This window comes from Pseudomonas sp. JDS28PS106 (assembly GCF_036706555.1).
Lineage (GTDB): Bacteria > Pseudomonadota > Gammaproteobacteria > Pseudomonadales > Pseudomonadaceae > Aquipseudomonas.
In genome coordinates, this window is record NZ_JBAJGT010000001.1 from 474729 (window position 1) to 499885 (window position 25157).

General features: G+C 60.7%; 20 protein-coding genes, 1 tRNA gene and 1 pseudogene. 9 read left to right on the plus strand and 13 right to left on the minus strand.

Going from position 1 to position 25157, the window contains the following annotated elements; all coding sequences use genetic code 11:
• Position 1: 1 nt before the first annotated feature.
• On the plus strand, positions 2 to 1123 hold the full coding sequence (locus tag TRP66_RS02030; RefSeq protein ID WP_333399649.1) for a 4-oxalomesaconate tautomerase: 1122 nt from the start codon (positions 2 to 4) through the stop codon (positions 1121 to 1123).
• Positions 1124 to 1556: 433 nt separating this feature from the next.
• Here TRP66_RS02030 and TRP66_RS02035 read toward each other — a convergent pair whose 3' ends face one another.
• The 9 genes from TRP66_RS02035 to TRP66_RS02075 all read right to left on the minus strand — a co-directional run bounded on the left by TRP66_RS02035 (position 1557) and on the right by TRP66_RS02075 (position 13614).
• Positions 1557 to 4295, minus strand: coding sequence for a beta-glucosidase (locus TRP66_RS02035; protein ID WP_333399650.1), 2739 nt, complete (start codon positions 4293 to 4295; stop codon positions 1557 to 1559).
• Positions 4292 to 4573 carry a hypothetical protein gene (locus TRP66_RS02040; RefSeq protein ID WP_333399651.1) on the minus strand — a complete coding sequence of 94 codons (282 nt, stop codon included), beginning with the start codon at positions 4571 to 4573 and terminating at the stop codon, positions 4292 to 4294. Before TRP66_RS02040 ends, TRP66_RS02035 begins: the two co-directional genes overlap by 4 nt.
• A 1027-nt stretch (positions 4574 to 5600) precedes the next feature.
• Positions 5601 to 6779 carry a fumarylacetoacetate hydrolase family protein gene (locus TRP66_RS02045; RefSeq protein ID WP_333399652.1) on the minus strand — a complete coding sequence of 393 codons (1179 nt, stop codon included), beginning with the start codon at positions 6777 to 6779 and terminating at the stop codon, positions 5601 to 5603.
• Positions 6780 to 6829: 50 nt separating this feature from the next.
• Positions 6830 to 8614 (minus strand): IlvD/Edd family dehydratase, encoded by a 1785-nt coding sequence (locus tag TRP66_RS02050; protein ID WP_333399653.1) that lies wholly within the window; start codon positions 8612 to 8614, stop codon positions 6830 to 6832.
• Positions 8607 to 9515, minus strand: a complete 909-nt coding sequence (locus TRP66_RS02055) for an NAD(P)-dependent oxidoreductase (RefSeq protein ID WP_333399654.1) — start codon at positions 9513 to 9515, stop codon at positions 8607 to 8609. Before TRP66_RS02055 ends, TRP66_RS02050 begins: the two co-directional genes overlap by 8 nt.
• Complete coding sequence (locus TRP66_RS02060) at positions 9512 to 10885, minus strand: MFS transporter (protein WP_333399655.1); 1374 nt, start codon at positions 10883 to 10885, stop codon at positions 9512 to 9514. The genes TRP66_RS02055 and TRP66_RS02060 overlap by 4 nt, the downstream gene beginning before the upstream one ends.
• Before the next feature lie 69 nt (positions 10886 to 10954).
• Entirely contained in the window at positions 10955 to 11929 is a 975-nt protein-coding gene (gene denD / locus TRP66_RS02065; RefSeq protein WP_333399656.1) for a D-erythronate dehydrogenase, read from the minus strand.
• A 46-nt stretch (positions 11930 to 11975) separates the two neighbouring features.
• A complete protein-coding gene (locus TRP66_RS02070; protein ID WP_333399657.1) occupies positions 11976 to 12824 on the minus strand; it encodes an ureidoglycolate lyase in 849 nt (282 codons plus the stop codon).
• A 31-nt stretch (positions 12825 to 12855) separates the two neighbouring features.
• Positions 12856 to 13614, minus strand: a complete 759-nt coding sequence (locus tag TRP66_RS02075; RefSeq protein ID WP_333399658.1) for an SDR family oxidoreductase — start codon at positions 13612 to 13614, stop codon at positions 12856 to 12858.
• 107 nt (positions 13615 to 13721) lie between these two features.
• Here TRP66_RS02075 and TRP66_RS02080 point away from each other — a divergent pair, with 107 nt between their 5' ends.
• The 4 genes from TRP66_RS02080 to TRP66_RS02095 all read left to right on the plus strand — a co-directional run bounded on the left by TRP66_RS02080 (position 13722) and on the right by TRP66_RS02095 (position 17819).
• Positions 13722 to 14678 (plus strand): LysR family transcriptional regulator, encoded by a 957-nt coding sequence (locus tag TRP66_RS02080; protein WP_333399659.1) that lies wholly within the window; start codon positions 13722 to 13724, stop codon positions 14676 to 14678.
• A 110-nt stretch (positions 14679 to 14788) separates the two neighbouring features.
• Complete coding sequence (locus TRP66_RS02085) at positions 14789 to 16087, plus strand: MFS transporter (protein WP_333399660.1); 1299 nt, start codon at positions 14789 to 14791, stop codon at positions 16085 to 16087.
• Positions 16088 to 16162: 75 nt separating this feature from the next.
• On the plus strand, positions 16163 to 16291 hold the full coding sequence (locus TRP66_RS02090; RefSeq protein WP_333399661.1) for a hypothetical protein: 129 nt from the start codon (positions 16163 to 16165) through the stop codon (positions 16289 to 16291).
• A 301-nt stretch (positions 16292 to 16592) separates the two neighbouring features.
• Positions 16593 to 17819, plus strand: a complete 1227-nt coding sequence (locus TRP66_RS02095; protein ID WP_333399662.1) for an MFS transporter — start codon at positions 16593 to 16595, stop codon at positions 17817 to 17819.
• Positions 17820 to 17989: 170 nt separating this feature from the next.
• Here TRP66_RS02095 and TRP66_RS02100 read toward each other — a convergent pair whose 3' ends face one another.
• Complete coding sequence (locus TRP66_RS02100; RefSeq protein ID WP_333399663.1) at positions 17990 to 18499, minus strand: DoxX family protein; 510 nt, start codon at positions 18497 to 18499, stop codon at positions 17990 to 17992.
• Positions 18500 to 18518: 19 nt separating this feature from the next.
• A complete protein-coding gene (locus TRP66_RS02105) occupies positions 18519 to 18779 on the minus strand; it encodes a DUF2790 domain-containing protein (protein WP_333399664.1) in 261 nt (86 codons plus the stop codon).
• 165 nt (positions 18780 to 18944) lie between these two features.
• Here TRP66_RS02105 and TRP66_RS02110 point away from each other — a divergent pair, with 165 nt between their 5' ends.
• A complete protein-coding gene (locus tag TRP66_RS02110) occupies positions 18945 to 19853 on the plus strand; it encodes a LysR family transcriptional regulator (RefSeq protein WP_333399665.1) in 909 nt (302 codons plus the stop codon).
• 202 nt (positions 19854 to 20055) lie between these two features.
• Here the strand turns inward: TRP66_RS02110 and TRP66_RS02115 are convergent, their stop codons facing one another.
• The gene (locus tag TRP66_RS02115) at positions 20056 to 21045 is read right to left on the minus strand and encodes a GlxA family transcriptional regulator (protein ID WP_333399666.1); all 990 of its coding nucleotides are present in this window, start codon (positions 21043 to 21045) and stop codon (positions 20056 to 20058) included.
• Between the two features lie 215 nt (positions 21046 to 21260).
• Here TRP66_RS02115 and TRP66_RS02120 point away from each other — a divergent pair, with 215 nt between their 5' ends.
• Positions 21261 to 22151, plus strand: a complete 891-nt coding sequence (locus TRP66_RS02120) for an MBL fold metallo-hydrolase (RefSeq protein ID WP_333399667.1) — start codon at positions 21261 to 21263, stop codon at positions 22149 to 22151.
• Between the two features lie 155 nt (positions 22152 to 22306).
• A pseudogene (locus TRP66_RS02125) lies at positions 22307 to 22842 on the plus strand (cysteine hydrolase family protein); the annotation flags it as partial.
• Positions 22843 to 23271: 429 nt separating this feature from the next.
• Here the strand turns inward: TRP66_RS02125 and TRP66_RS02130 are convergent.
• Positions 23272 to 23347, minus strand: a tRNA-Asn gene (locus TRP66_RS02130).
• A 169-nt stretch (positions 23348 to 23516) separates the two neighbouring features.
• On the opposite strand from TRP66_RS02130, the gene TRP66_RS02135 reads away from it, so the two are divergent.
• The gene (locus tag TRP66_RS02135) at positions 23517 to 25142 is read left to right on the plus strand and encodes an NADP-dependent glyceraldehyde-3-phosphate dehydrogenase (protein WP_333399668.1); all 1626 of its coding nucleotides are present in this window, start codon (positions 23517 to 23519) and stop codon (positions 25140 to 25142) included.
• Positions 25143 to 25157 lie beyond the last annotated feature (15 nt).

Here is a 25157-nt window from a genome sequence, read left to right on the forward strand (position 1 = left end):
CATGAGCCAGGTCCGCATTCCCTGCTTGTTGATCCGTGGCGGCACCTCCAAGGGCGCCTATTTCCTGGCTGACGACCTGCCGACAGACCCCCGGGTACGTGACAACGTGCTGCTGGCGGCCATGGGCTCACCGGACCCGCGGCAAATCGACGGACTCGGAGGCGCCGATTCGCTGACCAGCAAGGTGGCGATCGTTCGGCCATCGCGGCGGCCCGGCGTGGATGTCGATTATCTGTTCGCGCAGGTCGCGGTGGACCAGCCCCGCGTGGATTACGGCCAGAACTGCGGCAACATCCTGGCCGGTGTGGGGCCCTTCGCGCTTGAACGTGGGTTGGTCGCCGTGCAGGGCGAACAGACCAGGGTCAGGATTTTCATGGAGAACACCGGCCAGATCGCGACCGCGATCCTCCAGACCCCAGGAGGCAGCCTGTCCTATGACGGCAACGTCAGAATCGACGGCGTGCCCGGAACGGCCGCCGGCGTGATCGTGGAATTCGACGATATCGCCGGATCGAGCTGTGGCGCGCTGCTCCCTACGGGCAAGCCCGTCGACTGCTTCGATGGCGTCGAGGTGACCTGTATCGACAACGGCATGCCTGTCGTATTGATCCGCGCCGCCGATCTCGATCGCAGCGGCTATGAAGGCTGCGCGATGCTGGACGCCGATACCGATCTCAAGCAGCGCATCGAGTCCATTCGGCTGCAAGCCGGCCTGCGGATGAATCTGGGCGACGTCAGCGAACGCACCGTACCGAAGATGGTGCTGATCGCTCCGCCGGTCGCGGGCGGGACGATCAGCAGCCGCAGCTTCATCCCCCACAAGTGCCATGCCTCGATCGGTGTGTTCGGAGCCGTCAGCGTGGCTTCGGCATGCCTGATCGAGGGAACCGTTGCCCAGGGACTCGCACAGACGGCAGGCGGTACTGAACAACAAGTGTCGGTGGAACACCCCACCGGCGAATTCAGTGTCCGGTTACTACTGGATAACGGCGAACTGGCCGGGTGTGGTCTGGTGCGCACAGCGCGGCTGATATTCGACGGGCAGGTCTGTGTGCGCGAATCGGCTTTTGCTCCACCTCAACAGGATGAGCGCCCTACCGGGCCGATGGCCGTCGAGCACTGAAAAGTCCGTCCGGACGTTGGCGGGAATGGCTCCCCGTTGCCGGGCGCGCGCCGATCGTGGAAACGAGCATCCAGAAGCTCGGCCCGGCGAAATCAAACCCGCTTCGGCAACCGGTCTCTCAATCTTGGCCGGGCCGTTTTCGACTGCGGGGTCGTCTTGGTGCGCTCCCGGGCTTTTTCTTTCCAGAAACCATATGAGTACCCAGCGACTCGGGCAGTGTGAGTGTCACCAGACGAAGAGCAGAAGCGCTTCGCTAAGAGCCTATGCAGTGGGAAAACAGCGGAGGCCTTTCCGGGCCACCAGCAGGCACAGGAGCTGTCCTTCGTAGCGATGGCCCGACCGAGACCCTCCCGCATGGCTTGCCGAATATTGGCCTGATAAGTGGGAAAGCCGAAGCTTCCCCACTCGCAAAATGCGACGCGTAATGATCAGATCAGTAAGCGCGAGCCGTGCTTACACGCACCGCTTTTCGAACGGGTTTGGGCAAGGGGTTGGAGGATGTAGTGTTCAACTGCGCGGCATACAGACTGGTGATCTTCTGAGCGAGCGGCAGGTCCGCCGACGAAGAACCAACCTTCACTGTAAAAGCCCCGGTGTCAACCTGCCAGGCCTCAGCTTTCGTATTGAAATACGCCAGCGAACGCTGATCGATCGGTATGGTAACCGTCTTGGTCTCTCCTGGTTTGAGGTAGATCTTGTCGAACCCTTTAAGCTCTTTCTCGGGACGGTCGACTTTCGGCTTGACCGGGCTTATGTACAGCTGAGCCACCTCGTAACCGGCAACGGAACCGGTGTTGGTCACCTTGAAGCGCGCTTCGACGGTCTGTCCCCGCGACAGCACGCCGGAAGACAGCTGCAGATCGCTGTACTTGAACTGGGTATAGGACAAACCATAGCCGAACGGATACAAGGGCTTGGTATGGCGACGATCATAACCACGGTAGCCGAGATACAAACCCTCGCTGTAGGTCATGTCCGATGCCGGATTGTCGCCACGGTAGGCCATGATATCCGGATAGCTGGCGTAAGCCGGGTTGTCTTCGATGGTGCGATCGATACTGATCGGCAGCTTCCCTGACGGATTGACCTTGCCGTAAATAATCTCGGCAATCGCCTGCCCTGCCCGCTGACCCGGATACCAAGCATGCAGCACAGCGGCAGTATGTTCGACCCACGAGGACATAGGCTGCGCCGAGCCGCCGTGGAGTACCACCACAGTCTTGTCATTGACCTTGCTGAAGTTGTTGATCAGATCCGCCTGATATTCAGGCAGCTCATAGGCATGGTCGAAACTTTCGCCTTCGTATTCACCGTTCATACCCGCTGCGATCACGACTGCGTCGTACTTCTGCAGATCCGCAGGCGCCGCCAGAGGAGCCCAGCTCATGCGCACGCCGGTGAAACCTCCGTTCCAGGTCACGAAGTCATTACGCAAACGGCGATATTCCAGCTTGACGCTGTAGCTTTGCCCTGCCTTCAGATGCAGAGCTTTGCCCGAGGCAGGCGCAGAATAGACCAGATCGGTCGCGACAGGCTCGCCGTCACTTTCCAGAATGAGCTTGTCGTCAACCCAGAGACGGTATGCGCCATCCGCATGGACCTTGAAGACTTGATCACCGCTGACCTGAGGTTTGATTACACCCGAGAAGCGCGCGGAAAAGTTGCCACCGGCGGGATTCAGATCTGGCTGAAGCGCATAGCCGGTTCCTGACGGGGCGACCACTTCCATTCCGGCCAAAGTGGTCTCTGCCGAATCGGTGGTATTGGTCCCGGTCGCCCAGTTCCAGTTCACGCCCGGCTCGGTTCGCGCCACTACCGGTTCACCGGACAACTCAGTGTTGCTGAAGTATTCAGCCTTGATGCCTTGGGTGTCCTGTGCGCTCTGCCCGTCGTTCGCCAGGTACCAGACGGACTTGGCAGGACGCAGCGAGTACTGCTCAAGATAATCGACCGAGCTTCTGCTGTCTGCCAACTGCCGCAGACCTTCCAGTTCCTTGAGATAGTTGGTGGGTGGAGAGTAATGAGAGCCAAACGGAGATGGCGGGATGTCGTCCGCCATACCGCCCACAACCGCGATCTTGCTCCCGGTATCCAGCGGCAGCAGCGCTCGCCCTCCCTCGATACGGTTGTTCTGCAGAAGGACGGTCCCTTCGCGGGCCATATTCAACGCCGCGCGGGCGCCGCGTTTCGGATCGTCGATCCCGTCCGCGACAGGAATGCCCTTGTCGTAGCCATAGCTGAGCAGCGCGCGCAGGTTACGGCGGCCTTTATCGACCAGCAGCGACTTGGGAAGCTCGCCACTCTGGACGTAGGGCAACAGGTTACTCTGAGTAAAGAAATTGCCGCCGCCGATTTCCATGTCCGTTCCGGCAAGGGCAGCCTTGATCGGGCTTTCTAGCCCCTGGTAATCCGTCATGACGAAGCCTTTGTACGCCCATTCGTTCTTGAGGATACCGGTCAACAGGCCATGATTTTCACAGGCAAACTCGCCGTTGACCTTGTTGAAAGCACACATGACGGATGCGACATTGGCGTTCTTTACCGCGGATTCGAAGCCTGGCAGATACAACTCACGCAGGGTTCGCTCATCAACATTGATATTGATGTGATGACGATCCGCTTCCTGATCATTGGCAACCAGGTGCTTGGCAACCGTCTGCACACCCTGAACCTGAATCGCGTTCGCCACGGCCGCCCCCAGGACGCTGCCGACATACGGGTCTTCGCCACTGAGATATTCGCCCGCGCGGCCGGCGTTCGGCAGGCGGTAGAGATTCAGCCCCGGCGCGATGATCTGTTGCCCTCCCAGTTCTCTGGTCTCGTAGCCGATCGCAAGCCCGAACTCCTTGGCCCGGTTGATGCTCCAGGAAGCTGAAAGCGACGAGGGCGAAGGAAACTGGGTGCCTGGAACCGGATCAGTCGTGTGCACGGCCATGGAGGAATCATAGGTGATCGTTCCCGGCAGCCCCAGTCTGGTCTGTGGCGGGATCATGTAACCGCCTTCGGACCGGGTATAGTCGATGAGCTCGCCCACCGTCATTTGCCGAACGTATTGTTCAACCTTGGCCTCCAGCGAGTTGGCCTCCTGCTCGGTGGCTGCGCAAGCGAACCCCGCTTGAATCAGACAGCACGCCAGGACGCCGCTTTTATTGATCAGATCCGCCACACTCATTCTCCTTCTCCAGCCATGTCATCATCACCGGTCGCACCCGCCGACATCGGGGAATCATCAGTAGGCACCTCGACATCCAGCAATGCGGCCGTAGCGGCCTGCACGACAGGCTTTTGCTCCGAGCGTCGTTTCACGACTTGCTCACGCATGGCCTCGTATTCCTTGACATCCCTGGCATAGTTTTCAAGCGTATGACCAGCCTGAAGACCGTCCGCTGCCGCTGCACCTGAGGCAAGACAACAAACAACCAAAGCTCCCGAACACAGAGCTGATTTCATGAAACCTCCTTGACGTTAGGGTAAACACCCAGCGGATTAAATAAATCAGGACACCCGAAACTTCAGGAAGCGACCCGTTAATTAATCTTCTAATAGTTCAGTCATGCACTCGACGATCCTCAGCGCCCCGATCATGAATGCTCCCTAATGAAGAGCACTTGCACTTTTCATGATCGGTAATGGCGACCCCAGGCCATCAAGCCCGCAATAGACCCATGGCGGAGCGTCTTTATCCCTAACAGAAGGTAGGTTTATTGAATAAGTCAGATATTGCTAAAAGAATCGCTGTTTTGCCTGTTACATACTGGCTTCTATTCGATAAAGAATATTTCTGCCTGGTTCAAGGCTTTTACTAGCGTATTTCTCATTCAAAAAAACCGGGCTAAAATGACATTGAAACGCCATCCTTAGACAAAACCTAGCGTCTTGTTGGTTCAGCAGACCGGCCTACGCTTTAACCGCTGGACATGGGACCTGTGGAGTTTCTCGAGAACCGGCCCACGCGCATCAGTGAATGCAGAATTCACGACGTCATGAAAAGAATGCAATAACGGCATTGAAGGTCTTCGGGCTTTTCGCATTCTCCGGCATGTCGGACCATGATCAGGCGCACGTCGCCCCCTGCGAACGCTACACTGCGCATTTCAGCGAAACCGATTGAGGCTTCCTGACCTATCGCAGCGGGTCACACGCGGAGAACCGTAACGTTGCCTATGGCCGCACGTCGAGGGAACAGACGCTTGAGCTTCGTCGTGAGAGCGCCAATGCCGCCTGCGCCCTTGCTAATGTCTTGCAGGAAAGCGGTGCCAGCGATGAGGCCCGCACGATCATCGCCTCGTGGCTGCCCGACTATGACTGCGGGGCGTGGCAGCCCACGCTTGCCGCGTCGGCTCGACTTCGAGGCGGTTGATCCGGGAACGCAGCTGGCAGTCGCCCCCTGCCAAACGGACCCTGATCGCGCTATCGATGGCAGGAATGTTTGCAAGAGGACAACCGCCCCGCCCTCAGACCACGCGGCGTCGCCTTCTTACAACAGACCGCGTTGCGCCAGATTTTTCATCAGAGCACTGACGCCAAAGCGCCACGGCGGTGCCTGATCGCTGGTAACGACACGGTTGTGAAGGCAACCCAGCAGCGGCGAGGAAATGCTCACCAGGTCACCCACCTTGTGGGTGAAGCCCTGCCCCGGCTGGTCGCGATCATCGGTGGGCGCGAACAGGGTGCCAAGGAACAGCACGAAGCCATCGGGGTACTGGTGGTTCAGGTTGAGAGTCTGTTGGGCCAGATCGGCCGGGTCGCGGCTGATCTGACTCATGGAACTGCTGCCGTCAAGCACGTAGCCGTCCTGGCCTTCGACACGCAGGGCGACTTCGCAACGGCGCACGTCATCCAGCCCGAAATGCTCATCGAACAGACGGATGAAAGGCCCCAGCGCGCAGGATGCATTGTTGTCCTTGGCCTTGCTCAGCAGCAGCGCGCTGCGCCCTTCGAAGTCGCGCAGGTTGACGTCATTACCCAGGGTCGCGCCCTGAATGCAGCCTTTACTGTCCACCGCCAGTACCACTTCAGGTTCCGGGTTGTTCCAGCCGGAATGCGGATGAATGCCAATGCAACTACCGCTGCCGACTGCGGCGAGGATGGGTGCCTTGGTGAAGATCTCTGCGTCGGGACCGATGCCGACCTCCAGATACTGGGACCACATCTGCTGCTCGATGAGCACCTGTTTGAGACGCATCGCCTCGGCAGAGCCAGGACGCAAGTCACGCAGGTTGTCGCCGATCACCCCTTGCACCAGCTCGCGAATCCGCAGGGCACGTTGGGCATCGCCGCCGGCTTTTTCCTCAATCACCCGCTCGATCATGCTGGCGGCGAAGGTCACGCCCGCCGCCTTGATCACTTGCAGGTCGGTGGGCGGCAGCAGGCGCGGCCGCGCGGGGTCACGCACCTCGCCGCTGTTGGCGAGCAGCGCTTCGACGCTGCAAAGCCGTGGGCCGCTGGCTTCGCGAGCGGCTTGCAGCGGTGTGTCGCTGTCGAGCAGCAGGCTCAGGGTCGCGAAATGCGCGGTGATATCAATGACCTGACCGTCACGCACTACCACGACAGCCGGACCGCCCGGTTCACCCGGCAGCCACACGCGTCCGACCAGGGTTGCGCGTTGCCAGTCCTGGGGCATGGAATTTTCAATCGTCAGTTGCAGCGCTTGCATAACGGGTCCTTGGGCTTAGAGGGCGTTTACGAAATTTTGTAACCACCCTCTTAGTGGGAATGGCGCGGGTGGCCGTTCTGGGTGATCACCCGCCAGTGCAGAGTTGCCGGTTCCAGGCAACCGCCCGTAGATAGCTGGCCGACCAGTTGCCGGTAAAGCTCCTGCCAGGGCGTTTGCGCGGGCGGCAATGCTGGCAAGGGTTCCTGACGGCGCGCTTCCAGCTCGGCTTCGTCCACCAGCAGGTTCACGCTGCGGGCATTGAGGTCGACACGCAGGCGATCGCCTGTGCGCAGCAGGGAAAGGCCGCCGCCGACCGCCGATTCCGGCGACATATTGAGGATCGAGGGGCTGGCGGAAGTGCCGCTCTGGCGACCGTCGCCCAGGCAAGGCAGCGAATCGATGCCGGCTTTGATCAACGCGGCAGGCGGTGCCATATTCACCACCTCGGCGCTGCCGGGATAGCCAACCGTACCGCAACCACGGATCACCAGAATGCAGCGCTCATCGATATCCAGGGCCGGGTCATTGATCCGCGCCTGATAATCCTCGGGGCCTTCGAAGACAATGGCACGAGCCTCGAAGCTGTTGGGTTGCAGCGGGTCGCTGAGGTACGTGCTGCGAAAGGCTTCGCCAACCACCGACATTTTCATGATGGCGCTGTCGAAGAAATTGCCGCTCAGAACGATGAATCCGGCGCGATGCTTGAGCGGCTCTGCGTAGCTGCGGATGACGTCAGGGTCACCGGTGGCCGCGCTGTCGACGATCTGGCCGACACTCTGGCCGTTGACCGAACGGCAATCGCGATGCAGCCGCCCGGCCTTATCCAGTTCGTGCATCACCGCCGGGACGCCGCCGGCCCGGTGAAAGCTTTCCCCCAGGTATTCTCCGGCCGGCATGCAATTGACCAGCAGAGGCACGTCCTCGCCCACGCGCTGCCAGTCTTGCAGGGACAGGTCGATGCCGCTGTGACGTGCGATAGCGATCAGGTGCGGTGGACAGTTGGTGGACGCCCCCAGCGCCGAGGCCACGGCAATGGCGTTCTCGAAAGCGGCATGGGTCATGATGTGCGACGGCCGCACATCCTCGCGTACCAGGTCGACGATGCGCATGCCCGTGGCATAGGCCATTTGCCCGCGCTCGCGGTATGGCGCCGGAATGCTCGCGCAACCGGGCAGCGACATGCCGAGCGCTTCAGCAATGGCGTTCATCGACAAGGCCGTGCCCATCGTGTTGCAGTGGCCCACCGAAGGCGACGCCGCGGTGGTGAGCGTCATGAAACCCTCGTAATCGATCTCGCCCGCGCTCAGCAGGTTGCGAGCGTGCCAGAGCACCGTTCCGGAACCGATGCGCTGTCCTTTGTGCCAACCGTCCAGCATGGGTCCGCCTGACAGCACGATGGACGGCAAGTCAGTAGTGGCCGCCGCCATGAGGCACGCAGGCGTCGTCTTGTCGCAACCAGTGGTCAGAACTACCCCATCGAGCGGATAGCCGTGCAGCACTTCGACCAGCCCCAGATAAGCGAGGTTGCGGTCCAAAGCGGCAGTGGGCCGACGCGATTGCTCGGCGATAGGATGAACCGGGAACTCCATGGGAATGCCGCCCGCGTCGCGGATGCCGTCCTTGACGCGCTTGGCCAGTTCGATGTGATGGCGATTGCAGGGTGTGAGGTCGCTGCCTGTCTGGGCGATGCCGATGATAGGCCGCCCCGATTGCAACTCGGCGCGGGTCAGGCCCTGGTTCATGTAGCGCTCGACATAAAGCGCGGTGAGGTCCGCGTGGCTGGGGTCATCGAACCACTGCTGGCTGCGCAGGCGGCGTGGGGCTGGGTCAGTCATGTCGAACTCCGGCAAATTGTTCGGGCAAGTGGTTGTGGCGACGCAACTGGCGGATCAGCCCGGCGTGGTCAAGCTCGCCGTCGCCGGCCTCGACCATCGCTTCGAACAGCCCGTTGACCAGGCTGCCCACGGGCAGCGACAGACCCAGCGAATCGGCATGGGCGAGCGCCGTGCGAGTGTCCTTGAGCTGCCATTTGGCGGGGCCGCCCGGGGTGAAGTCGTCATGCAGCATGCGCTGGCCGTGCTGGCGCCATATCACCGAATCCACGAACCCGCCCAGCAACGCTTCATGGACCTTGGCCGGGTCGGCACCGCCGCGCTCGGCCAGCAGCAGCCCTTCGCCGACCGTGGCGATGGTGCTGGCGACAATCAGCTGGTTGACCAGTTTGGCGAGTTCGCCTGTGCCGGCCGGACCGACATGCACGGGTCGACCCAGCGTCGCCAGAACGGCGCGGCCCTGCTCGAAAGCTTCAGGTTCGCCGCCTGCCATGATCGCAAGGCTGGCGTCGCGGGCACCGCGTTCGCCGCCGGACACCGGCGCATCGAGGTAGCGCAGCCCGAGCGCGGCGCATTGGCGCGCCTGCCCGACCGCATGCTCCACAGGGATCGAACTCATCACGATCACCAGCGCACCCGGCGCGAGGGCCAGGGCAGCGCCCTCCTCGCCAAACAGCACCCGGTCGCAGGTCGGGCCGTCGCTGAGCATGCAGATCAACGTTTGTGCGCCTTTGGCGGCCTGCGCCGCGCTGGTGCCTACGTGCGCCCCTTGTTCGGCCAGCGGCGCGGTCTTGTTTGCGGAGCGATTCCAGGCCTGTACCGGGTAACCGGCCCGGAGCAGGTTCAGTGCCATGGGCTGACCCATGATGCCGGTACCGATGAACGCCACGGTGTGCTGGTTCATGCCTTGCCTCCAAGGCCGCGCACTGCCTGCTGGGGTTCACCGATCGTTGCCACCTTGTTGCGCGGCATCAGCACCATGCCCAGGCCTCCGGCGCCGACCAGCGCGGCGATGATCAGAAAGCCCGGGGTGTAGCTGCCGGTCGCATTGAACAGGAAGCCTGTCAGGTAGGGGCCGGTAAAACCGCTCAGGTTGCCGATGGAGTTGATCAGACCGATGCCCGCCGCCGCTCCCACGCCGGTCAACACCTGGCCGGGTACCGCCCAGAACACGTTGATGGCGCTGTACACGCCCATCGCCAGCAGGATGAAACCGATCACGATGATCCACGGCTGGTTGATCAGCAGCGCCACGGCGATGGAGACGGCAGCCAGCATCGCGGCGCCGCCGGCGTGCCAGTGGCGCTCCTGCAGACGGTCCGAGCGGCGGCTCCACCAGATCATCGCCACAGCCGCAACGGCGTAGGGAATCGCGGTGATCAGGCCGTTCTGCATCAGGCCGATTTCCAGCCCGAACGAGGCGCGGAACGACGCCAGTACCGTGGGCAGAAAGAAGTTCATCGCGTTGGAGCCAGAAGTGATGCCGAAATACACCAGCGCCAGTAACCACACTTGCCGGCTGGCCAGCGCCTTGCGGATCATCTGGCCTTTGGTCGGTTGCACGCCAACCACCAGCGGTTTGGCGCGCTCCTCCTGCTCCAGCGTGTTGATCAGCCATTTGCGCTGCTCGGCGGTCAACCAGTGGGCATCCGCCGGGCGATCGGTGAGATAGAAGTAGCACACCACGCCGAGAATGATGGCCGGTACGGCCTCAACGATGTACATCAGACGCCAGCCCACCAGGCCATAGGCGTCGCCCAGTTCAATCAGACCCACTGACAGCGGCGCGCCGATGATCTGCGCGATGGGCACGCCCAGGTAAAAGCTGGCGATCATGCGGGCTCGATAGCGGCTCGGAAACCACAGCGACAGCAGGTAGATCACCCCCGGAAAAAAGCCTGCCTCGGCGATCCCCAGAAGGACGCGCAGGGTGATGAAATGCCCGGCGGTCTGCAGAAACCCCATGGCGCCCGCGATGATGCCCCAGGTCACCATGATCCGCGCGATCCATACCCTGGCGCCGAAGCGGTGCAGCAGAATGTTGCTCGGCACTTCAAAGATGAAATAGCCAAGGAAGAAAATCCCGGCGCCCAGGCCATAGATGGTCTGGCTGATGCCAATGTCTTCGTTCATGCGCAGCGCCGCGAAGCCGACGTTGTTGCGGTCGAGAAACGCGACTACGAACAGCAGGACAAGAAAAGGCACCAGGCGTCTGGTCACCCGCTTGATGGTCTGCCTTTCGATATCCGGGACATCCGGGTGTGAAGTGATCATGTTGCACGGCCTCGCATTGTTGTTGTTATCGGGATTCGGTGCAGCAGCGGGCGCCTGTGCGCGGGCTGGTCAAACGGGCCTCGTGTCCTCGATATGGGCACGCACGATGGCATCGAAATCGGCGTCGGCGCTGAAACCCAGCGCGCGGGCGCGGGGCGCCTCTACCCTGCTCGGCCAGCTTTCGACGATGCGCTGGATGGTGGCGTCCGGCTCCCAGCGGATCAGCCGTGTCACGTCGGCGCCAGCAACCCTTTGCAGGGCGGCGACCATGTCGGCGACGGTGGTGCTGATGCCCGGCAGAGGGATGATGCGTTGATCGCCCAGGGTTTCGGGCGACAGGGTCATGCCGCGCAGCATGGCCTCGACGACCCGGCGCGGTGACGTGAGGTAGACCTGCGTGTCCGGGCGCACCGGGCACACGGCCGGCTCGCCGTTCAACGGCTCGCGGATGATCGAGCTGAAGAACGTCGACGCGGCCTTGTTGGGTTTGCCGGGGCGCACGGCCACGGTAGGCAGGCGCAGCACGCGGCCGTCGATGAAGCCTTTGCGTGCGTAGTCGGCCACCAGCAGTTCTCCGACGGCCTTCTGCATTCCGTAGGACGACTGCGGCGTTAGCGCGGTGTCGTCGTTCACCACTTCGGGCAAGGCGCCGCCGAACACCGCGAAACCGCTGGCGTAGACGAAGCGCGGCGGGTTCCCTTGCTTGCGCAAGTTTTCCAGCAGGTTCAGCAGGCCGTAGAGATTGACCTGCATGCCGAGGTCAAAATCGGCCTCCGCCGCCGAGCTCACCACCGCCGCCAGGTGCCAGACCAGATCGACGCCATCGACGATACTCGCGACAACCTGCGGGTCGGCGATATCTCCGGTAACCAGCTGGATACGCGCGTCGTCGAAGCGTTCGTCGCCGGCGAAGGCATCGAAGAGGACGATGCGCTCGATGGCCTGTGGCGCCTGGCCGTCCAGGGCCAGGCTGTGCATGTCGAGCAGGCGCCGCGCCAGTTGTTTGCCGATAAAGCCGGTGCCGCCGGTGATCAGAATCCGCACCTGTTTCTCCTTGTTGTTATTGGATGATCGGTATGCCAACCCTGGCTCAGTCCGCCTGCACCGTGCGCTGGCATTGTTCACCGAGGCCCGCGATGCCCAGGCGCATTTGCTGGCCGGCGCGCAGGAACACCGGCTCGGGCTTGACTCCAAGGCCCACGCCCGGTGGCGTGCCGGTGGAAACGATGTCGCCGGGTTGCAGCGACATGCAGCGACTCAGATAAGCAATCAGCGCGGGGATCTGGAACACCAGGGTGCGGGTGTTGCCGTTCTGGTAGCGGTGACCGTCCACTTCCAGCCACAGGTCCAGCTGATGGGGATCGGCGATTTCGTCGCGAGTCACAAGCCACGGGCCGATGGGACCGAAGGTGTCGAAACCCTTGCCTTTATCCCAGGTCCCGCCGCGTTCCAGCTGCCACTCGCGTTCGGACACATCGTTGATCACGCAATAACCGGCCACGTGGTCCATTGCATTGCTTTCGTCGATATAGCGGCCGGCCTTGCCGATGACCACGCCCAGTTCCACTTCCCAGTCGGTCTTGCTGGAGCCGCGCGGGATCTGCATGTCATCGTTGGGGCCGCAGATGGCGCTGGTCCATTTGTTGAACACCACAGGTTCGGTGGGCACCGGCATGTTGGATTCGGCAGCGTGGTCGGCGTAATTGAGGCCGATGCAGATGAATTTGCCCACCTGGCCGACGCAGGGGCCGATGCGTGGCGAGCCCTCGACCAGCGGCAAGGTAGCCGGGTCCAGCGCGGCCAGCGCTTGCAGGCTGGCGGCTTCCAGCGCCTGGCCCGCGACGTCGGGGACATGCGCTGACAGGTCGCGGATGTTTCCGTGGGTGTCCAGCAAGCCGGGCTTTTCCCGGCCTTTTTCACCATAGCGCAGCAGTTTCATAGGCAGCTCCTGAGTGGTTGTAGAACGGGAGTCAGACGCTCATCCCGCCGTCGATCACGTGGATGGCACCGGTGGTGTAAGCGCTCGCATCGCTGGCCAGGTACAGAGCCAGCGCAGCTATTTCCTCGGCCTGCCCAAGGCGGCCCAGCGGCTGGCGGTCGACGAACGCCTGATACACCTCGGCTTCCGAGCGGCCCTGATCCCGGGCCTGGGCAGCGATGCGTTGACGCAGCGAGGGCGAGTCGACAGTACCGGGGCAGATAGCATTGCAGCGGATGCCCTGCCTGACGTAATCGGCGGCCACGGATTTGCTCAGGCCGATGACGGCGGCCTTACTGGCGCTGTAGGCGAAACGGTTGGGCACACCTTTGACGCTTGAGGCCACCGACGCCATGTTGATGATGCTGCCGCCGCCTGCGGCAAGCATGCCCGGCAAGAAAGCACGGATCATCCTGTACATGGCCGTGACGTTGAGATCGAAGGAAAACTGCCACGCCTGCTCGTCGCATTCCAGCAATGCACCGCCGTGCACATAGCCCGCGCAGTTGAACAGCACGTCCAGCGTGCCGACCTGGTCACGAATGGCCTCGATGGCGGCGGGGTCAGTCACATCAAGCGGCAGCGCGAGGATGTCCGGCATATCCTGCAGCGGCTCGACATTCACGTCGGTGGCGATGACTTCGGCACCGGCCTGCTGGAAGGCCACGACCGAAGCACGACCGATGCCCTGGGCGGCGGCCGTGACCAGAACGCGTTTATTGGCAAGATTCCACTGTTTGGCAAGGGTCATGGCAGTGTCCGTTGTTGTTATTGGGGACAGCGTCAAACCAACTTAGAGTCAGTTGCCGATAAGCGCCAATGAGATATTCTCAAGGTTCAATAACCGAGGGTTATCGGATGACCGACCTAGGCTTTAGCCAACTGTGCAACTGGCTGCGTTTTCGACACCTGGTGCTGATCGACACTCTGGCGCGTACGCAAAACATGCACGCCACGGCGCTGGAAATGAACATCAGCCAGCCTGCCGTGAGCAAAATGCTGCGCGAAATCGAAAAACAGTTGGGTTTCGCTTTGTTCCAGCGACTGCCGCGCAGCATGTCGCCTACCGACCTGGGCAGCCACGTGGCCCGATACGCGCGCATCGCGCTCAACGACTCGCGGCACTTCGTGGGCCAGATCAACCATCTGCGCCAAGGCGGCCATGGCCTGCTGAAGATCGGTAGCATCTACGCCGCTACCTCCCTGGCGTTGCCAGCGGCCATAGTCGGCGTGAAGCAGCGCTGGCCACTGCTGACGCTGGACGTGCTGGAGGGAACCAGCGCGGATCTGCTCAACATGCTCGAACACAAACAGCTGGATCTGGTCCTCGCCCGGTTCACCTCCGACCGCCACCGCCAGCTGTTCGAGTTCCAGCCCCTGGCACCCGAACCTTTGTGTCTGGTTACCGGCAGCCAGCACCCGCTGGCCGGCGCGCATGAACTGCCGCTGGCAGAGCTCGGCAATTGGCCCTGGATCGTGCCTCCCGCTGGAACGCCAATGCGCATGCGCCTCGAACGTGCCTTCGCCGAGGCGGGCATGCAGACGCCCGAGAACACGGTAGAGACGCTTTCCTTGCAAACCATTGTGCAACTGCTGCAAACCGCACCCATGGTGGCCATGCTCGCCGAGTCAATGGTCGGGCCTGACGTACAGGCCGGACGCCTGAGCCGCCTGGCATTGCCGTTTCCGTTGGTACTGGCGGACTACGGCATCATCACCCGACGCGACGATAGCCCTGGCTGGTCGGCACAGGCCTTGATTCAGGAGCTTCTGAGCGGCGCGGACGCGCAACGGGCGCAGCAGGCAGCTCGATAACCCGCGGTTATCGATCAATGGAAAGCTGTCATTGGGCGCCTTGCATCTGGCCGACTAGAGTGAACGACGCCCGCGGTAGGCGACGGGCTCATCGCTCAACAGAGGCGCTCATGAGAACAATAAAAAGCTTCAAGAACCTGACGATCCTGTTCCTGTTCCTGATAGGCGTCGTCAATTACCTGGACCGCAGTGCGCTGTCCATTGCCAATACTTCGATACAGAAAGACTTGGGCATCAGCCCCATGCAGATGGGTGTCATGCTTTCGGCCTTTTCAATCGCTTATGCCTTCTCGCAGTTGCCGCTCGGCGCACTGATTGACCGTCTCGGCAGTAAGCTGGCGCTGGGCGGCTCGCTGATCGTGTGGTCGCTGGCGCAGGCCGCTTTCGGTCTGTTCAGCAGTTTTCATCATCTGGTGGGCTTGCGGGTGCTGCTGGGCATCGGCGAAGCACCGGTATTTCCCTCCGCCGCCAAGGCTTTGTCGGAATGGTTCGACACCCAGGAGCGCGGTACGGCCACCGGCTGGGTCTGGTCCTCGACCTGTCTGGGCCCCTGCATTGCACCGCCGCTGCTGACTTTGTTCATGGCGCACCTGGGCTGGCGCGGCATGTTCGTGCTGACGGGCGTCATCGGCCTGGTGCTGGCCGCGTGCTGGTTCGCGTTCTACAAGAGCAAAGCGCAATACATGGCGCAGACCGGGCGCGCCGAGCCAGTGCTCGCACAAACCAGGCGCCCGGCCGCGCCAAGGGGGCGCTGGACTGCCTTGTTCAAGGAACGCAATACCTGGGGTGCGTTCCTGGGCTTCATGGGTGTGATCTACATGATCTGGCTCAACCTCACCTGGCTGCCGGGCTATTTCGAGCGCGAGCATGGGCTGGACCTGTACCGCACCGCCTGGGTGGTCTCGCTGGCCTACCTGTTCGGCGCCATCGGAACTGTTGTCGCCGGCAAGGCCTGCGATCACCTGGTGGCGCGAGGCATGAAAGTGCTGACCAGTCGCAAACTGATGGTGATCATGGGGCTGCTTGGTGGTGCGCTGTTCACGCTGATCGTGGCCTTTACCACCCATGTGGTGGCTTGCGTGGTACTGCTGTGCCTGACGATGTTCTTCATCAACATTTCAAGCGCCACGGCCTGGATGATCGTCAACACCATCGTGCCGTCTGAGCGCGTGGCCTCCTTCGGTTCGATCCAGAATTTCGGCGGTTACCTCGCAGGCTCTATCGCACCGATTCTCACCGGCTTCAGCGTGGAGCAGACCGGCTCATTCTCTTCGGCTTTCGTGATAAGCGCAGTGGTCGCGACGTGCTCGGCAGTGGCCTATGTCGCATTGCTCAAGGAACCGGTATCCAGGCCCGTGAGGGTGCCGAGTGCGGACGGGACGCAGGCCGCGGGTCAGGCGTTGCCTTGACCGACATCGATCCGATGGAACGTTCGTCTGTGGCTGCTCCCTAATCCATACCAGACACGACAAGGGAGCAGCATCATGGGCACCGAGAAAACCTCGGCGGACGACGACAGCCGCACGCCAGCCGATTACGACGAGTACGGAGAGGAACCTTCACAGGAGGACGAGCCCGACAGCCCTGACCAGGCCCTGACGGACCCGGCTTAGGCCGGGCGCAACCGCTACCACGGTAGCGACCAGAGCGATACTCAAATGGCAGCCGTGCCTGGTTCGCCGCAGGAAGCGATCCGGGCAGGAGGTCAATCAGGTCAGCCGCTTTGTATATGAGCATGCAATCAGCATCAGTCGGCGAACAGCCGCTCTAGTCCGCGCATCTTATCGATTGCGCTGATGTTTACTATCGAACGCTCCGCCTGTATGGCTGCCAAACCCTCCCCCTATAATCGCCCCCCGTTTTCCTCCGCTACTTCGCCTGCCTTCGAGCAGCACTCCCCTCTGGAATCGCACCATGCCAAGCAGCAGCCAGGCCCTTCACGGCCTCCCTGAACATAATCAACAGAGCGTCAAACAGCAGTGGCTGGCGATTCTCTCGGTCGCCGTGGGCGCCTTCGCCCTGGTGACCAGCGAGTTCCTGCCGGTGGGCGTACTCAACGATGTCGCCAGCGATCTGGGCATCACCGCAGGCCGCGCCGGCCTGATGGTGACCCTCCCCGGCATCATGGCCGCCCTGGCCGCGCCGTTGCTGTCGGTAGGCATCGGCACCATGGACCGTCGCTATCTGCTTATCGGCCTGACACTGATAATGATCATCGCCAACGCGTTGGTGGCCTACGCCAGCGACTTCAACCTGTTGCTGTTCGGCCGCGTACTGTTGGGCGTCAGCATCGGCGGTTTTTGGGCCACTGCCATTGCTCTCAGCGGCCGACTTGCCCCTAAGGGAGTGGGCGTGGCCCAGGCGACCTCGATCATCATGGTCGGCGTGACCCTGGCCACGGTGCTCGGCGTACCTGTTGGCACCTGGCTGAGCGGCCTGATGGGCTGGCGCATGACTTTTCTGGTAACCGCGCTGGTGGGGATACCGGTGCTTCTGGCGCAGATTTTCCTGCTGCCGCGGCTTGACCCGGACAAGGCCATTCGCATCGCCGATCTGCCGGCCTTGTTTATCAATCCACAAGCTCGGGTCGGGTTGATCGCGGTACTGTTGATTGGCCTCGCACACTTTGCCGCGTACACCTATGTCGCGCCCTTCTTCAAAGAGCGTGCCGGCTTCGACGGGCCGACTATCGGTTCGTTGCTGCTGCTCTATGGCGTGACGGGGGTGATCGGGAATGTCTTCGCCGGATTCGCCGCCAATCGCAGTGTGCGTCACACCCTGTTGCTGGTTGCACTGATGATCGGCATCAGCACCGCCCTGTTCCCTTACTTCGCCACCGGCATGACCGGTGCCGCGATGTTGATTGGGCTCTGGGGCTTCGCTTTCGGCGCCTTTCCGGCTTGCGCCAGCATCTGGATGTTTGTTGTGGCGCCCAAGGACGTTGAGCGCGGCATGCCGCTGTTCGTCGCCTTGTTTCAGGTAATCATTGCGCTCGGCTCGTTCTTTGGCGGGCAGATCGTCGACCATCTGGGCAGTTCGGTTCTGCTGGGTCTGACCACGGCTTTGGCAGGCTGCGGTCTTGTTACGGTGCTTGTGCTGGGGCGTAACGTCAGCAACAGCCTTGCGGCCCAGCCCGGCTGACTGGTTGCACCGGATCCCATAGTGACAGCCGCTTGATAGCCTGTTCGCTGCCGAGGAAGTCTTTGCCAGTCGGCCAGGCTGAGCTTCCAGAGTGCGGCAGCGTTGGCGGGCCGGTTTGGGTCCTTATGTGCCGGTCCGTCATCGGGTTCGCAGACGAATTAGTTGCGCTCTCAATCAGCCTGTTCGCCAGCAAGCTGGCTCCTACGGATGCGTGACTCCAGCGAATACCGGCCTGCGCCGCGCACTGAGAAGTAAACGCACAGGAACAACATAAGCACCGGATATTCAATCCCTCGATCAATCCAGGGCCAGGTTGGGCCAAGGATGTAGGAAATGGCTGCCATTTGAATGGCCATTGCTGCCGCGATCAGGCGAGTGCCCAGCCCCAATACCAACAGCAAGCCTCCAACGGCTTCCAACACCGCCACCATTATCGCGAAGAACTCTGGGCGCGGCAGATGCAGCACGGTTTCAATAAGCCAGGCAGACCCCGCCATGGGGTCGACCATGGAGCCGTGAGAGGTGCGCATCAATTTGGGTAGCCCATGAGTCATCATGATGACGCCGAAGCAGATGCGAAGTAACGCAAAGGCAAGCGGCTCGCCGCGTTGGTATAAGCGGGCCAATCCGGGAGATAACCACTTCGCAGAGCTCGTGGAGACGCAGGCTTGTTGTTTCATGGCGGCGGTTCCTTTGGGCTCAGTCCAGGCTGCAGGCGCTGGACAAGGTCAGGTACCGAAGGACCTCGACGCCTCCGGCGGAATTCAAATAGGCCATCTTTGCCTCGACAACTTCACACTGGGTGGAGCGGGAAATGTCGTTCGAAAGCACTTTTGCAATGTCCAGCCACATGCCGTATTCGTATGTACGAGTGTCAACAGGCTTAGGCGCCGGGCTCGCAAAAGAACTGCCTGCGACGCCCAGCGCGCCCGTGAGGAAAATCGCTTTGCTTGAATTCATTTCGTTCTCTCCTGTAATTCACGACTCATTGTTCGGATCACGCCAGGCACGGGCTGATTTGCCGTGAGCCCTGGGTTGGAGTGAAGTGTGTGTGCGTTACGGAGCTGGATAAATCCCGACGGGCTGGTAACACTGTGCAGCTTCTGAAAACAATCGGCACCCGTCATGGATAAGCTTGATTCGTTGCAACTGTTCATCCGCATCGTCGAACTTGGAAGCTTTACCCGAGCGGCAAATGCACTGGATATTCCCCGCGCGACGGCAACGCTGGCAGTCAAGGATCTGGAAGCCCGGCTGGGCGCGAGGCTATTGGAACGCACCACCAGACAGGTGCGTCCGACCCTGGACGGGCAGGCTTTCTATGATCGTTGCAAGCGGATTCTCAGTGATCTGGAAGACGCTGAAACGGCACTGAGCATGGTTGCCGCGAATCCTCGTGGCACGTTGCGGCTGGACTTGCATGGCTCTCATGCCACCCGGATCATCCTCCCGCGTATCACTGAGTTTCGTGAGCGTTATCCGGACATCAAACTGATAATCAGCAGCGGTGACCGCCTGGTGGATCTGATCGAGGAAGGTATCGATTGCGTCGTTCGAGCTGGCAGTCCGCGAGATTCGACTCTGGTGATCAAGCGACTCGCGTTGATGCCGGAAGTGGTGTGTGCGAGCCCGGCGTATCTGAACCGCCATGGTATTCCGGCCTCTCCAGACCAAATCAGAGATCATCAGGCAGTCGGCTTTTTTGCCGACAGCCAGGACGTTCGTTACCCGTTCAGTTTTCGAGTTGACGGGCAGCCTGTCGAGTATCAGCCGCAAGGGTGGATCTCGGTCAATGATGCGGCGCTTTATCGATCTTGTGCGCTGAGCGGATGCGGACTTATCCAGGTGCCGCGTTTTGGCGTAGAGAAGTATCTGGCGACCGGGGAGTTGATTGAGGTGCTGGGAGACTGGGCGAGCCCCGGCATGCCCGTTTCCGTTCTGTACCCCTATCACCGCCAACTGTCGCCGCGGGTAAAGGTTTTCGTCGACTGGATCGCGAAGCTGTATGCCGAGCAGTTTGGACCGTTGACGTAAGAGGCGAGCGTGCGCGCCTGCGCGCTCGCGAGGATTGCTATTTGACGATTCATCGCCTCTTCCTTGTCATTGGCGAACTGAAACGGAGTGTTACGCGCCACAGTGGATTCGACAAAGGGCGCTTGAGCAGAGAAATGTTGACACCGGACAGATTGCGTAGAGTTCGGGCCATGCGTGCGGTGGAGCGCAGACCAATCGAAACCTAGTGCCTGGCCTGCTTTTTCGTAGCCAGCTTCATGTCCCGAAAAAACATCCGACGGTAGTCAGAGGGGGACGTACCAAGGTGAGCGCTGAATTGCTGCCGTAATGAGAGCGGAGTGCCAAAGCCCGCTTCGCCCGCGATGCATTCAATGGGCAAGTCGGTGGTTTCCAGTAGCTGTTGCGCCCTGGCAACCCGCTCACCATTCAGCCATTTCGACACCGTGCTTCCAGTCGCCTCTCTGAAACGCCGAGTAAATGTTCTCCTGCTCATCCGCGCCACATCCGCGAGAGCGTCAAGCGACAAATCCGTAGAGAGATTTGCCCTGGCCCAGGTAAGGACATCGGAAAGACGAGCTTCCGAAGCGAGCTGTGGTACCGGCTGCTCGACGTACTGTGCCTGGCCGCCTTGCCTGTGCGGAGGTGTCACCAGCATTTTCGCTGTACGGTTTGCCGCATCAGCGCCATGGCGCTGCCGAACCAAGTGCAGGCAGCAGTCGATCGCCGCAACCGTACCGGCAGAGGTCATGATGTTATCCGCGTTGATGTACAGCACTTCAGGTCGAAAATGTGCTCTTGGGAAACGTCGGGCAAAGACGTCACGTGCGATCCAGTGAGTGGTCGCCTCCTTATCATCAAGAAGTCCGGCGTCGCCCAAGACGAACGCGCCTAGGCATAAGCCAATTATGAGTTTCCCTTCTGTATTGGCCAGTCGGAGTGCCTCCACAAGCTCTGCGGATGCCGCTACTGACGGGTCGCTCCAGGCAGGGATGATGATCACCTCCGACTCCGCCATCAGTTCAAGCCCATTTACCACCTCAATGCCTATGCCTTGGTCGCTTTTCACCATACCTGGCAGCTCAGCGCAGTAGGTAACCCGGTATCGAGGCTGGTCAGGCACGGTCTCAACAGCCCCAAGGACAACGCCAGGTATGGAGAGGTGAAACAAGCTCACACCTTCATAAGCAAGTACGGCAACTCGGATAGCGGGCATCTAGCAATAGCTCATGGATCGGGCGAAGGCCCAAATCTATCGACTATCAATTATTGGGTCAAACCATCGAACCGAAGACATGGAGAGCGCCCAACCATTTGGCTATGCCAGCCTGAATGGCTTGGCCCAATTCCATCGAAAGATGTCATTTAGGCCACTGTTGCCACCCGGCATGTCTGGCAACAATAGCGACTTTCCCATTACGGATTTGCCCTGTGAAACTGAAATCTCTCACGATCGCTCTTTGTCTCGCCTGCGGGACGACCGCTATTCCTGTTTGCGCCCAAGCCGGCGCCTCTTCGATCTCCGATACAAATCATAAGGTCGAACTGGAGCAGGTTCGAAACGCGACCGTAAAAATCACCTACGCTGGCACGACATTCTTGATCGACCCGATGCTGGCGAAGAAGGGTTCCTATCCAGGCTTCGAAAATACGTATCGAAGCAACCTCCGTAACCCGCTGGTCGACCTGCCTGGGCCGGTAAGCGATGTTATCGCCGGGGTGGATGCAGTGATCGTGACTCACACCCATCTCGACCACTGGGATGACGCTGCGCAGCAAGCGCTGCCCAAGCACATCCCTCTGTTTACCCAGCATGAGGCGGATGCACAGCTGATTCGTTCCCAAGGCTTTACCGACGTGCGAGTGCTCACTGACGAAGCGGAATTTGGTGGTGTCAAACTCAGCAAAACCGGTGGTCAGCACGGCACCGATAAAATGTTCGCCACACCGGCTGTCGCCAAGCTCCTTGGACAAGCGATGGGGGTCGTTTTCCAGGCACCTGGCTACAAGACTCTCTATCTCGCCGGCGACACCATCTGGCGCAAGGAAGTCGACCAGACGATTGAAAAGTATCGTCCCGAAGTCATTGTTCTCAATGCCGGCATGGCACGTCTGACCGATTTCGATGGCGCCATCATCATGGGCAAGGAAGATGTGTTGCGCGCTTCGCAGGCTGCGAAGAACGCTCAAATCGTCGCGGTACATATGGATGCGGTCAACCATATGTCGTTAACCCGTGAGGAGCTGCGTGCTTACGTCAAAAAGGAAGGCATCAACAAACGTGTAGAGATTCCCGAAGACGGCGCGTCGCTGGAGTTCTGATCGAGGACGTGCCGCGTATTGGTGTTCAAATCATCCGAGCGGCAAGCCATCCGGTCTTTGTGTTTACTGGCACAAGCGGCTTGAAGCAGCAGGGTGCCCGCGCCCGCTCGTCGAGGGGCGCGCACCGCAATCAAATACTAACGAGGAGAGTCAGCATGAAACAGGGCCTTATCGTCGTAGACTTGCAAAACGAGTATCTGCCTACCGGAAAATTGCCCTGTCCGGCATTGAGGCAGCTGTCGCCAACGCCGCGCGCGTCATAGCGCATGCTCGCAGCTCGGATTGTCCGGTATTCCACATTCGTCATGAGTTTGACGACAGCGACGCGCCGATCTTCGTTAAAGGATCGGCCGGGGTAGAGATCCAGCCTGAAGTAGCCGCCGCCGCAGGTGAACCTGTAATCGTCAAAAACCACATCAACTCCTTTCGAAACACCGATCTTAAACGCCAGCTCGATGCTCATGGCGTCGAGCAAGTCGTGGTGGTCGGCGCTATGAGCCATATGTGCATTGACGCTGTCGTGAGAGCCGCAGCCGATATGGGGTATCCGGTGACTGTGATCCATGACGCCTGTGCGACGCTTGAGTTATCATTCGGCGGCGTAACGGTACCGGCTGCGCATGTCCATGCAGCCATGATGGCGGCTTTTGAATTCGGATACGCCGCTGTTAAGTCGGTCGATGACTGCCTTTTCGATTTAACGCCAGGGTCGTATGTTGACACCGCTGCCCGCCTCGATCGCTGCAGAAATGACCGACTGACCTACCACCGGGACGGGAACAGCATGAAGGCTTGCCCTGCCCCAAGTCTGGAAGCAGTTCACCAGTGATGTGCATCAGTGCGGAGACTGGACCCGGCGCAGAAGACGCGAAGACTGGCGATGACCGTAATGTTGCTCGGTACGCCTTTGGTCGAAACAATAGATGCGAGTTTCATATTGCTGGCCTCGGATCAAGTGACCAGAGGCAGCGTTGCGTGACCAGGGCCAGCGGAGAATGGTGCTTCGAGGTATGATACAAGGCGTCTTTCCAACTGCCGGTCAGGCGCTTTATCTGACGCAAACGAAAACGCGAGCGTGAGGACTTATCCTACACGCTCGCGCAACGTCTTGAATCTAAAGTGGCTCCACGACCTGGACTCGAACCAGGGACCCAGTGATTAACAGTCACTTGCTCTACCAACTGAGCTATCGCGGAATGAGCGCTATCTTACTGCGTCAAAAAACTAAGTCAAGCGGGTTGTAGAAAAAAATTCTTATACATTTCCGGGGCTTGGCGCTGAATGGATTCATGACCGGCTCGCAGAGGCGTAGTGTGGTGGTACTTTCCCAGGCTACGCTCAACCCACTGTGACGAGGTGAACCCCATGCCGCTGCTCAACAGTCTTGCCAATCTCTTCCCGACCGTCGATGACATCCCTGAAACGTATCGGCCGGGCGAGCCGATCGAACAGCGTGAATACCTGGTCAACGGCGAGCTTCGGGTCTGGAACGGTGCCTTGGCGCCGGTGCGCAGTCCGGTCTGTCTGCGCGACAGCACAAGCCTTGCGCCGGTGATTCTGGGCAGTACGCCGCTGCTGGATGCGCAGACTGCGATGACCGCGCTCGATGCCGCGGTGCAGGCGTATGATCGCGGCCAGGGTCGCTGGCCGACCATGCGCGTGGCCGAGCGTATCGGCCACGTGGAGACCTTTCTCAAGCGGATGCGCGAGCAGCGCACTGCGGTGGTCAACCTGCTGATGTGGGAAATCGGCAAGAATCTCAAGGATTCCGAAAAGGAGTTCGATCGCACCTGCGATTACATCGTCGACACCATCAATGCCCTCAAGGAGCTGGATCGCCGCTCCAGCCGCTTCGAGCTGGAACAGGACACGCTCGGGCAGATCCGCCGCGTGCCGTTCGGGGTGACCCTGTGCATGGGGCCGTACAACTATCCGCTGAACGAGACGTTCACCACGCTGATTCCGGCGCTGATCATGGGCAACACCGTGGTGTTCAAGCCGGCCAAGTTCGGCGTGCTGCTGATCCGTCCGCTGCTGGAGGCATTCCGCGACAGCTTCCCCGCAGGCGTGATCAACGTGATCTACGGCAGCGGTCGCGATACGGTCAGCGCGCTGATGGCCAGCGGCATGATCGACATCTTTGCCTTTATCGGCACCAACAAGGCCGCCAGTGCCTTGAAGAAGCTTCACCCTCGCCCGCATCGTTTGCGCGCCGCCCTCGGCCTGGACGCCAAGAACCCCGGCATCGTGCTACCGGATGTGGACCTCGACAACGCGGTCGCCGAGGCGGTGACCGGTTCGCTGTCATTCAATGGCCAGCGCTGCACGGCGCTCAAGATCCTGTTCGTGCATGAAGACGTGGTCGAGGCCTTCCTCGAAAAATTCCAGAACAGGCTCGCCAAGCTCAAGCCGGGCATGCCGTGGGAGCCGGATGTCGCTTTGACGCCGCTGCCGGAGCCGGGCAAGACCGATTATCTTCAGGGCCTGGTGGCCGACGCCATCGGCAAGGGTGCCAAGGTGGTGAACACCGGCGGCGCGCAGTCCTGCGAGAGCTTCTTCTACCCCGCTCTGCTGTATCCGGTGTCTCCGGAGATGCGGGTCTATCACGAAGAACAGTTCGGTCCGGTGGTGCCGGTGGCGCCGTACCGTGACCTGAATACAGTGATCGATTACGTGCTGGACTCCGACTACGGACAGCAGCTGAGTATCTTCGGCAACGACTCCAGGGAGGTGGGCCGGCTGGTGGACGCCTTTGCCAATCAGGTGGGCCGAATCAACATCAACGCGCAGTGCCAGCGCGGCCCGGATCAATACCCGTTCAACGGACGCAAGAACTCCGCCGAAGGCACGCTCTCGGTACACGACGCGCTGCGGGTCTTTTCCATCCGCACCCTGGTCGCCACCAAGTTCCAGGAGAGCAACAAGACGCTGGTCAGCGACATCATCCGCAACCGCGAATCCACCTTTCTGACGACCGACTACATCTTCTGACCCTGCCTGCCCCGC